Annotated in this window: 6 protein-coding genes; all 6 read left to right on the top strand. The window is 73.3% G+C overall.

Annotation, left to right across the window (positions count from 1 at the left end; all coding sequences use genetic code 11):
• Nucleotides 1–277 precede the first annotated feature (277 nt).
• The 6 genes from lpdA (at nucleotide 278) to ABZ920_RS30200 (ending at nucleotide 10,007) form a co-directional block, all read left to right on the top strand.
• Complete coding sequence (lpdA, locus tag ABZ920_RS30225; protein WP_361511966.1) at nucleotides 278–1,666, top strand: dihydrolipoyl dehydrogenase; 1,389 nt, start codon at nucleotides 278–280, stop codon at nucleotides 1,664–1,666.
• A gap of 103 nt (nucleotides 1,667–1,769) precedes the next feature.
• A complete protein-coding gene (gene sucB, locus ABZ920_RS30220) occupies nucleotides 1,770–3,608 on the top strand; it encodes a 2-oxoglutarate dehydrogenase, E2 component, dihydrolipoamide succinyltransferase (protein ID WP_361511963.1) in 1,839 nt (612 codons plus the stop codon).
• A 251-nt stretch (nucleotides 3,609–3,859) separates the two neighbouring features.
• Nucleotides 3,860–4,483 (top strand): GntR family transcriptional regulator, encoded by a 624-nt coding sequence (locus tag ABZ920_RS30215; protein WP_361511960.1) that lies wholly within the window; start codon nucleotides 3,860–3,862, stop codon nucleotides 4,481–4,483.
• A gap of 847 nt (nucleotides 4,484–5,330) precedes the next feature.
• Entirely contained in the window at nucleotides 5,331–8,033 is a 2,703-nt protein-coding gene (aceE, locus tag ABZ920_RS30210) for a pyruvate dehydrogenase (acetyl-transferring), homodimeric type (RefSeq protein WP_361511957.1), read from the top strand.
• 163 nt (nucleotides 8,034–8,196) lie between these two features.
• A complete protein-coding gene (locus ABZ920_RS30205; protein WP_361511954.1) occupies nucleotides 8,197–9,171 on the top strand; it encodes a WYL domain-containing protein in 975 nt (324 codons plus the stop codon).
• A 317-nt stretch (nucleotides 9,172–9,488) separates the two neighbouring features.
• Nucleotides 9,489–10,007 (top strand): DUF4240 domain-containing protein, encoded by a 519-nt coding sequence (locus tag ABZ920_RS30200; protein WP_361511969.1) that lies wholly within the window; start codon nucleotides 9,489–9,491, stop codon nucleotides 10,005–10,007.
• Nucleotides 10,008–10,238: the final 231 nt, after the last annotated feature.

The raw sequence follows: 10,238 nt of genomic DNA, 5'->3' as shown, positions 1-10,238 counted from the left end.
ACGCGCGGCCGCCTACGCGATGTGGTCGTCCTCCAGTTGCGCGGTGTGGCGGTTCTGGAAGCGCAGGACGCGCGGGCCCGCGCGGCCGGCCGCCCCGGCCCGCGGGCGTGCGACGTATCACACTCAGGCCCGGCGTCTCGCCGGGTCCCGACAAGTGCGAAGATGGGGCTCGGCAGGACAGGGCCCCACCGAAGGGCCGAAGCTTCAGCGGCCGGACACCAGCCGCCTGCCGGTCACCGACGACCGGCGCACGGCGCACATGCATGGAGGACGTGACGTGGCGAACGACGCCAGCACCGTTTTCGACCTAGTGATCCTCGGCGGTGGTAGCGGTGGTTACGCCGCGGCCCTGCGCGGGGCGCAGCTGGGCCTGGACGTCGCCCTGATCGAGAAGGACAAGGTCGGCGGCACCTGCCTGCACCGGGGCTGCATCCCCACCAAGGCCCTGCTGCACGCCGGCGAGATCGCCGACCAGGCCCGCGAGAGCGAGCAGTTCGGCGTCAAGGCCACCTTCGAGGGCATCGACGTCCCGGCCGTCCACAAGTACAAGGACGACGTCATCTCGGGCCTGTACAAGGGCCTCCAGGGTCTGATCGCCTCGCGCAAGGTGACCTACATCGAGGGTGAGGGCCGCCTGTCCTCCGCGACCTCCGTCGACGTCAACGGCCGGCGGATCCAGGGCCGTCACGTCCTGCTGGCGACCGGCTCCGTGCCGAAGTCGCTGCCGGGCCTGCAGATCGACGGCAACCGCGTCATCTCCTCGGACCACGCCCTCGTCCTGGACCGCGTGCCGAAGTCCGCGATCATCCTCGGCGGCGGTGTCATCGGTGTCGAGTTCGCCTCCGCCTGGAAGTCCTTCGGTGCCGACGTCACGATCATCGAGGGTCTGAAGCACCTCGTCCCCGTCGAGGACGAGAACTCCTCCAAGCTGCTCGAGCGTGCCTTCCGCAAGCGCGGCATCAAGTTCAACCTGGGCACCTTCTTCGAGAAGGCCGAGTACACCCAGGACGGTGTCAAGGTCACCCTCGCCGACGGCAAGGAGTTCGAGGCCGAGGTCCTCCTCGTCGCCGTCGGCCGCGGCCCGGTCTCGCAGGGCCTGGGCTACGAGGAGGCCGGGGTCGCCATGGACCGCGGTTACGTCCTCGTCGACGAGTACATGCGCACGAACGTTCCGACCATCTCCGCCGTCGGCGACCTCGTCCCGACGCTCCAGCTCGCGCACGTCGGTTTCGCCGAGGGCATCCTGGTGGCGGAGCGTCTGGCCGGTCTGAAGACCGTGCCGATCGACTACGACGGTGTCCCGCGGGTGACGTACTGCCACCCGGAGGTCGCCTCCGTCGGGATCACCGAGGCCAAGGCCAAGGAGATCTACGGGGCGGACAAGGTCGTCGCTCTGAAGTACAACCTGGCGGGCAACGGCAGGAGCAAGATCCTGAAGACCGCGGGCGAGATCAAGCTCGTCCAGGTCAAGGACGGTGCCGTGGTCGGCGTCCACATGGTCGGCGACCGCATGGGCGAGCAGGTCGGCGAGGCCCAGCTGATCTACAACTGGGAGGCGCTGCCGGCCGAGGTCGCCCAGCTCGTCCACGCCCACCCGACGCAGAACGAGGCGCTCGGCGAGGCCCACCTGGCGCTGGCCGGCAAGCCGCTGCACTCCCACGACTGACGCCTTCCGTCATCGGGCGCGACGACACAGACTTCCGCTTCCCCCGGTTCCCGGCCCGCTCGTGGACCGGGGGAGACCCCATCCGTAAGGAGCAACCGAAACCATGGCGGTTTCCGTAACCCTTCCGGCGCTCGGCGAGAGCGTCACCGAGGGCACTGTCACCCGCTGGCTGAAGGCCGAGGGCGAGCGCGTCGAGGCCGACGAGCCGCTGCTCGAGGTCTCGACCGACAAGGTCGACACCGAGATCCCCTCCCCGGCCGCCGGCGTGCTGGCCTCCATCAAGGTCGCCGAGGACGAGACGGTCGAGGTCGGCGCCGAGCTGGCCCTGATCGACGACGGCTCCGGCGCCCCCGCGGCTCCCTCGGCCCCCGCCGCCGAGGCCGCCCCCGCCCCCGCCGCCGAGGCCGCTCCGGCCCCCGAGCCGGCGGCCCAGCCCTCCACCGAGCAGGCCGCTCCCGCCCCGGCCCCGACCGCCGAGGCCGCCTCCGGCGGCGGCTCCGCCGAGGGCACGGACGTGGTCCTGCCCGCACTCGGCGAGTCCGTCACCGAGGGCACCGTCACGCGCTGGCTGAAGTCGGTCGGCGACTCCGTCGAGGCCGACGAGCCGCTGCTCGAGGTCTCCACGGACAAGGTCGACACCGAGATCCCGGCGCCCACCTCCGGTGTGCTCCTGGAGATCGTGGTCGGCGAGGACGAGACCGCCGAGGTCGGTGCCAAGCTCGCCGTCATCGGCGCTCCGGGTGCCGCTCCCGCGGCCGCCCCGGCCCCGGCCGCTCCGGCGCCGGCGCCCGCCGCCGAGGCTCCGGCGCCCGCCGCCGAGGCCCCGGCGCCCGCCCCCGCGGCTCCGGCCGCTCCGGCGCCCGCCCCCGCCGCCCCGGCCCCGCAGGCCCCGACGGCTCCGGCGCCGCAGCAGGAGACCGCACCGGCCCCCGAGCCGGTGCCGTCCGCCCCGGCGCCCGCCCCGGCTCCGGTCACTCCGGCCCCGGCCCCGGCCGCCGCCCAGGCGACCGACGAGGGTGCCTACGTGACCCCGCTGGTGCGCAAGCTCGCCGCCGAGAACGGCGTCGACCTGTCCACCGTCAAGGGCACGGGCGTCGGCGGCCGCATCCGCAAGCAGGACGTCCTGACCGCCGCCGAGGCCGCCAAGGCCGCCGCCGCGGCCCCGGCCCCGGCCGCCCAGGCGCCGGCCGCCCGCAAGGCCCCGGTCCTGGAGGCCTCGCCGCTGCGCGGCCAGACCGTGAAGATGCCGCGGATCCGCAAGGTCATCGGCGACAACATGGTCAAGGCCCTGCACGAGCAGGCCCAGCTGTCCTCGGTGGTCGAGGTCGACGTGACCCGCCTGATGAAGCTGCGCGCCCGCGCCAAGGACGCGTTCGCGGCCCGTGAGGGCGTCAAGCTCTCCCCGATGCCGTTCTTCGTCAGGGCCGCCGCGCAGGCGCTGAAGGCCCACCCGGCCATCAACGCCAGGATCAACGAGGCCGAGGGGACCATCACCTACTTCGACGCCGAGAACATCGGTATCGCGGTGGACTCCGAGAAGGGCCTGATGACCCCGGTCATCAAGAACGCCGGTGACCTCAACCTCGCCGGCATCGCCAAGGCCACGGCCGACCTGGCGGGCAAGGTCCGGGCCAGCAGGATCACGCCGGACGAGCTGTCCGGTGCGACCTTCACCATCAGCAACACCGGTTCGCGCGGCGCGCTGTTCGACACGATCATCGTGCCGCCGGGTCAGGTCGCGATCCTCGGCATCGGCGCCACCGTCAAGCGCCCGGCCGTCATCGAGACCGAGGAGGGCACGGTCATCGGCGTCCGCGACATGACCTACCTGACGCTCTCCTACGACCACCGCCTGGTGGACGGCGCCGACGCCGCCCGCTACCTGACGGCGGTCAAGGCGATCCTGGAGGCGGGCGAGTTCGAGGTCGAGCTCGGTCTCTGACGCCACCTCGGGGCACGTGCGCGGCGCCCCCGCCCGGAACATTCCGGGCGGGGGCGCCGCCTTTGTCGGCCCGGCGCCGTGTAAGCCTCGTCTCACCTGCGGCAAAGCCCCCGCATACGCCCTGTACGGGGGAACCGGCGGCCGTATTGTCTAAGCGTCGAACGCCCGGGCTCCGTCCGCCGCCCGACCGCCGCCCGCCGACGAGGCCCGCTGGGCCGCCGCATTGGACTGCCCCTCGTGAAGGAGCCCTCATGACCGCGCCCGTCGTCCACTCGCTGCGCGAGCAGATCCGCGAGCACATCGTGGAGGGGATCGTCAGCGGGCGCTGGAAGCCGGGCGAGCGGATCGTCGAGCGGCGGATCGCGACCGAGCTGGAGGTCAGCCAGACGCCGGTGCGCGAGGCGCTGCGTGAGCTGGAGTCGCTGCGGCTGATCGAGTCGGCGCCGAACAAGGGCGTGCGGGTGCGGAACCTGTCCGCGGCCGACCTGGAGGAGAGCTACCCGGTCCGGGCGGGCCTGGAGGCGATCGCCGCGGAGCTCGCCGCGGAGAGGCTGGCGGAGGACTGCTCCGCGCTGGAGCCGCACGTGGCGGCGCTGTACGAGGCCGACCGCAACGCCGACGGGACGGCGCAGGTGCGGCACACGGTGGCCTTCCACCGGGAGATGGTCCGCGCGGCCGGCAACTCGGTGCTGCTGCACACCTGGGAGGGCCTGGGCATCGAGGTGTTCACCGCGCTGTCGATCCGCTGGCTGGGGACGGTCCAGCAGTCGTACGCCGAGGAGCACCAGGAGCTGGTGGAGGCGTTCAAGCGGCGGGATCCGCGGATCGCCGAGCTGGTGAAGTCGCACGTGCTGGGGTGCGCGCCCCGGGCCTGAGGGCCGTCCGGGCGGGGGCGGCCTCGCGGCCGGTGCGGTGCGTGGGGCGGGGTTTCGTGCTGCGTGCGGTGCGTTGGGTCGCGGGCGCGTTTCGGGTTCGGTGCGTGGGTGGGGCGCGGGCGCGTGCTGCCTGCGGTGCGTGGGTGGGGCGCGGGCCCGTCTTGCGTGCGGTGCGTGGGTGGGGCGCGGGCGCGTGCTGCCTGCGGTGCGCGGGTGGGGCGCGGGCCCGTCTTGCGTGCGGTGCGTGGGTGGGGCGCGGGCGCGTGCTGCCTGCGGTGCGTCGGGGCCCGTCTTGCGTGCGGTGCGTAGGGCGCGTCGCGCGTGCGGTGCGTGGAGGCGCCTTGCGCGTGGGTGGGTCGGGGCCGCGCCGGGGGGTGCCCGTCCTCGGACCGGCGCGGGAACCGTGTCCTGAGGCGGAACCCGGGGCGGACGCGCCGGCCGCTGCGGGCGGGCACCCCCCGACACGGCCCCTTCCGTTCGTGCGCGGCCCGAGCGCCGTCGTCGCGGTGTGCACGCGCCGTGGGACGGTCCTCCACGTGCGGCGGACGGCCATGCGGGTGGCGCTCGGCCTTGCCGACAGCGGAGCGGGGGGCCGCTCACACGCCGCTGCGACCTGCGGAAAGGTCGGTCGGTCACGACACTGGGTGCCCTCGGTGGAGACACCCCGTGCCGACTTTCTCGAGATCGAGAGGTTTCCCCCGGGTTTTCTTTGATCGATCATCGATCAGGGGGTTACAGTCACCGACGGGCTCCCACCGGAGCCTCATGCCCTGTCCTGCCAAAGACCAAGGGCAACCCCGAACCCTTGACGATGAGGGAACCCCCTTCGACTGAGGAAGGCGGCGACATGACCGACCCCAACGCCATCCAGCCGAGCGAGCTCGACCAGCTCCCGGACCGCGACCCGGAGGAGACCGCCGAGTGGCAGGCCTCCCTGGACGCCGTCGCCAAGGCGGCCGGGCCGCACCGTGCCGCGTACCTGATGCGCCGCACGCTGGAGCGCGCCGAGGGCAACGGCGTCGCCCTGCCGAAGCTGCTCGAGACGGACTACGTCAACTCCATCCCCACCTCCGCCGAGCCGGCCGTGCCCGGTGACGAGGAGATGGAGCAGCGCATCACCGCGTGGAACCGCTGGAACGCGGCCGCGATGGTGACCCGCGGCAGCAAGTACGGGGTCGGCGGCCACATCGCCACCTTCGCCTCCGCGGCCTGGCTGTACGAGACCGGCTTCAACCACTTCTTCAGGGGCAAGGAGGGCGACGGCTCCGGCGACCAGCTGTACATCCAGGGCCACGCCTCCCCGGGCATCTACGCCCGCGCCTTCCTCGACGGCCGGCTGACCGGGGAGCAGCTCGACAACTTCCGCCGGGAGGCGGGCGGCAACGGCCTGCCCTCCTACCCGCACCCGCGCCGTCTGCCCTGGCTGTGGGAGTTCCCGACCGTCTCCATGGGCCTCGGCCCGCTGTCGGCGATCTACCAGGCGCGCTTCAACCGCTACCTCACCCACCGCGGCATCAAGGACGTCTCCGCCTCGCACGTGTGGGCGTTCCTCGGCGACGGCGAGATGGACGAGCCGGAGGCGACGGCCGCGCTCGCGCTCGCCGCCCGTGAGGAGCTGGACAACCTCACCTTCGTCATCAACTGCAACCTGCAGCGCCTCGACGGCCCGGTCCGCGCCAACTTCAAGATCGTGCAGGAGCTGGAGGCCCAGTTCCGCGGCGCCGGCTGGAACGTCGTCAAGACCCTGTGGGGTTCGGCCTGGGACGAGCTGTTCGCCCTCGACACCACCGGCGCGCTCGTCCGCCGCCTGCGCGAGGTGCCGGACGCCCAGATCCAGACGTACCAGACCCGTGGCGCCGCCTACATCCGCGAGGACTTCTTCGGCAAGGACGCGGCGCTCGCCGAGATGGCGAAGCTGCTGAGCGACGACAAGATCCTCGACTGCTTCCATTTCTCCCGCGGCGGTCACGAGCCCCGCAAGGTGTACGCCGCCTACAAGGCCGCCCTGGAGCACAAGGGCGCCCCGACGGTCATCCTGGCGCAGACGGTCAAGGGCCACACCCTCGGTGAGGGCTTCGCGTCGAAGAACGCCAACCACCAGATGAAGAAGCTGACGGTGGACGAGTTCAAGGCGATGCGCGACCGGCTCCAGCTGCCGATCAAGGACAGCGACTTCGTCGACGGCGTGGTGCCCTACGGCCACCCGGGCGCCGACTCCCCGGAGGTGCGCTACCTCCAGGAGCGCCGCGCGGCCCTGGGCGGCCCCGCCCCGGCCCGCCGCGTGCACCCGGTCGCGCCGCTGCCCGCGCCCGCCGACAAGGCGTTCGCCGCCTTCGACAAGGGCTCCGGCTCGCAGAACGTGGCGACCACCATGGCCTTCGTCCGGCTCGTCAAGGACCTGGTCCGCGACAAGGAGACCGGCAGGCGCTGGGTGCCGATCGTCCCGGACGAGGCCCGCACCTTCGGCATGGAGTCGCTGTTCCCGTCGCTCGGCATCTACTCGCCCAAGGGCCAGACGTACGAGCCGGTCGACCGGGACCAGCTGATGTACTACAAGGAGGCCAGGAACGGCCAGATCCTCAACGAGGGGATCACCGAGGCCGGTTCGATGGCCGACTTCATCGCCGCCTCGTCGTCGTACGCGACGCACGGCGAGCCGATGATCCCGTTCTACATCTTCTACTCGATGTTCGGCTGGCAGCGCACGGCCGACCAGATGTGGCAGCTCGGCGACCAGCTCGGCCGCGGCTTCCTCGTCGGCGCGACGGCCGGCCGCACCACGCTGACCGGTGAGGGCCTCCAGCACGCCGACGGCCACTCCCCCGTCATCGCCGCGACCAACCCGGCCGCGCTGACGTACGACCCGGCCTTCGCGTACGAGATCGCGGTCATCGTCAAGGACGGTCTGCGCCGCATGTACGGCGAGGCGGCCCCGGGCGAGGACCAGAACGTCTTCTACTACCTCACCGTCTACAACGAGCCGCTGCCGCAGCCGGCGAAGCCGTCGGCCCCCGAAATCGACGAGGGCATCGTCAAGGGCCTGTACCGCTTCAACACGGCGGAGTCGGCGGGCCTGAGCGCCCCGGCGAACGCCCCGCGCATCCAGCTGCTGGGCTCCGGCACGGCGATCCACTGGGCGCTCGACGCGCAGCGGCTGCTCGCCGAGGAGTGGGGCGTGGCCGCGGACGTGTGGTCGGCGACGTCCTGGAGCGAGCTGCGCCGGGACGCCATGGAGGCCGACGCGGCGCTGCTGCGCGGCGAGGAGCGCGTGCCGTTCGTGCGCCGGGCGCTGCAGGGCGCCGAGGGTCCGGTCCTCGCGGTCTCCGACTACATGCGCCAGGTCCCGGACCAGATCGCGCAGTGGGTGGACCAGGACTACTCGTCCCTGGGCGCCGACGGCTTCGGCCTGTCGGACACCCGTGACGCCGCCCGCCGCCACTTCGGCGTCGACGCCCAGTCGATCGTCGTCGCGGCGCTGGCCCAGCTCGCCCGGCGCGGCGAGGTGAAGGCCTCGGCGGTCAAGGAGGCGCGGGAGAAGTACGGCCTGTAAGGGTCCGCGAGCAGGAGCGCGAGCAGGAGGAAGGGGCACGGTCACGGCCGTGCCCCTTCGCCGTGCGCCCGAGGGTCGCGTCCGGGCTCGCCCGCCCGCGTGTCCCGCCTCCGTGTCGGTCGCAGTTGGCCCCGTCGTCCATGGCCGGCGGCATCATGACCCCATGCGTGCTGCCCGGCTGATCAAGATGGTCCTGCTGCTCCAGTCCCGCGCCTCCATGACCGCCGCCGAGCTCGCCCGCGAGCTGGAGGTGTCCGAGCGGACCGTCACACGGGACGCGCAGGCGCTGTCGGAGGCGGGCGTGCCGGTGTACGCCGACCGCGGACGGGCCGGCGGTTACCGGCTCGTCGGCGGGTACCGGACGCGGCTGACCGGGCTGGGCCGTGACGAGGCCGAGGCGCTGTTCCTCAGCGGCGTGCCGGGGGCGCTGCGGGAGATGGGGCTGGAGGACGCCGCCTCCGCCGCCCGGCTGAAGGTGTCGGCGGCGCTGCTGCCCTCCCTGCGGGACGCGTCGCGCACGGCGGCGCAGCGGTTCCACCTGGACGCGCCCACCTGGTTCCGTGAGCCGGGGACGCCCGAGCTGCTGCCCGCGGTCGCGGACGCGGTGTGGGACGACCGCCGGATCACCGCCCGCTACCGGCGCGAGGACGGCGAGGTGGTACGGGAGCTGGAGCCGTACGGGCTCGTGCTCAAGGCGGGCGTCTGGTACCTGTGCGCCCGGGCGGCGGGGCACGGCTCCTTCCGGGTGTACCGGATCGACCGCTTCACCGCCGTCGACGCCGGTGAGGAGCGGTTCGAGCGGGACCCCGGCTTCGGCCTGCCCGCCTTCTGGGAGGAGCGGGCGGAGCAGTTCGCCCGCTCCCTGCTGCGGGCCGAGGTCGTGGTGCGGCTGTCGGAGACCGGTGTGCGGCGGCTGCCGCACACCGTCGCCGCGCCGACGGCCCGGGAGGCGCTGGAGACGGCCGGTGCCCCGGACGCGGACGGGTGGGTGACGGTCACCCTGCCGGTGGAGTCCGAGGAGGTGGCGCACGACCAGCTGACGGCGCTCGGCCCGGAGGCCGAGGTGCTGGGCCCCGAGACACTGCGCGCACGCTTCGCCCGGGACGCGGCGCGTCTCGCCGCCCTGTACCGCGGGTGAGACGGCGCTGCGCCCACTACCGCGTGAGACGGAGGGCGCGGCGGCTACCGGGGCGCCGGCGCCGACGGGCACGCCCGCCCGTGGCCGGGCTGCTCAGCGCGGGCGCGATCAGGCGGGCCTTGGCGCCCCGGGGTGCGGGCCCTTGCCCGCGTCGCGCCGGACGCAGGCTCTCAGCCGCGGCCTGCCGGCACATGCTGCGTCGTGACACGCGCCGCGACGGGGCGCGGGTCCGTGCCCGGTACGTTCGGCGCCGGCCCGCACGGAATCCGGGTACTCCACGTGCGTCGCCCGGCGTGAGGGCCGATGCTTGACCCGTGATGGACGAGACCGACTTCTGGGAGCTCATCGACGCCAGCCGGGACGCCGCCGACGGCGACCCCGAGGAGCAGGCCGACTCGCTGGTCGAGCGGCTGCTCGCACTCGACCCCGAGCAGGTCCTGGACTTCGCCCGTCATTTCGAGGCCCGCTACAACCGCGCCTACCGCTGGGATCTGTGGGGCGCCGCGTGGGTCCTCCTCGACGGCGCCAGCGACGACGCCTTCGACTTCTTCCGCTGCTGGCTCATCGGGCAGGGCCGGGAGGTCTTCGAGGGCGCCCTGCACGACCCGGACGCGCTGGCCGACCTGCTCGACGACTTCGACGAGGACGCCGACGGCGACGCCGAGGACCTCGGCTACGCGGCGGACGAGGCGTACGAGCAGCTCACGGGCACGGTCGCCCCCGATCTCGGCGTCCCGCCCGCCCCCGCGGAGCCAGAGGGCACGCCCGTCGACTTCGAGGACGACGAGGCGCTCGCCGAGCGGTACCCGCGGCTGTGGTACCGCTTCCGCGAGTAGCGTCACGACGCCCGCCGGGCGGGACCACGTCTGTCGCGCACGCCGGCGGTGGCTCCCCTGCGGGGCGGGCCGCTCCCGCGGGACCGGCGGCTCGGCTCGGCGGGCGGCGGCTCGGCACGGGACCGGCGGCTCGGCGGGGGGGGGTGCCTCTATGTCTTTCGTCAAGCAGGCTGTGGGGTTCTGGGTTCGTAGAAGGTTCCGTCGCGGAGCATGGCGAACAGGACGCTGATG

The sequence above is a fragment of the Streptomyces sp. NPDC046831 genome (assembly GCF_040645305.1).
Taxonomy (GTDB): domain Bacteria; phylum Actinomycetota; class Actinomycetes; order Streptomycetales; family Streptomycetaceae; genus Streptomyces.
Note: the sequence above shows the minus strand (reverse complement) of the source record. Positions and strands in the feature narration are given on the sequence as shown.

Bases quoted from the DNA above. Each gene is read 5' to 3' on its own strand.
- sucB (WP_361511963.1), top strand. From the start codon at position 1,770: ATGGCGGTTTCCGTAACCCTTCCGGCGCTCGGCGAGAGCGTCACCGAG.
- ABZ920_RS30215 (WP_361511960.1), top strand. From the start codon at position 3,860: ATGACCGCGCCCGTCGTCCACTCGCTGCGCGAGCAGATCCGCGAGCAC.
- aceE (WP_361511957.1), top strand. From the start codon at position 5,331: ATGACCGACCCCAACGCCATCCAGCCGAGCGAGCTCGACCAGCTCCCG.
- ABZ920_RS30205 (WP_361511954.1), top strand. From the start codon at position 8,197: ATGCGTGCTGCCCGGCTGATCAAGATGGTCCTGCTGCTCCAGTCCCGC.
- ABZ920_RS30200 (WP_361511969.1), top strand. From the start codon at position 9,489: ATGGACGAGACCGACTTCTGGGAGCTCATCGACGCCAGCCGGGACGCC.